This window comes from Streptomyces durhamensis (assembly GCF_000725475.1).
Taxonomy (GTDB): domain Bacteria; phylum Actinomycetota; class Actinomycetes; order Streptomycetales; family Streptomycetaceae; genus Streptomyces; species Streptomyces filipinensis.
In genome coordinates, this window is record NZ_KL647055.1 from 306 (window position 1) to 626 (window position 321).

At 77.3% G+C, this 321-nt stretch carries 1 pseudogene; it reads right to left on the minus strand.

The features are described from left to right. Positions 1-321 (minus strand): annotated as a pseudogene (locus IO33_RS51630) (hypothetical protein); the annotation flags it as partial.

Here is a 321-nt window from a genome sequence, read left to right on the forward strand (position 1 = left end):
CGTGACGACCGGCGTGGTGGCGGTTACGGCGACCGCGGCGAGCGTGGTGGCTTTGGCGGTCGTAGGGATGACCGTCGTGAGGGTGACCGTGGGCCGCGTCCGGCGTACCAGCGCGACGACCGCGACCGCGGGCCGCGTCGGGACGACCGCGGCGGCGACCGCGGCGGCTTCCGTCGCGACGACCGTGGCGGAGACCGTCCGCCCTACCGCCGTGAGGACGACCGTGGCGGCTACGGCCGGCGCGACCGCGACGACAACCGCGGTGGTGGCTACGGCGACCGCGGCGGCGACCGCGGAGGCGACCGCGGAGGCTTCCGCCGT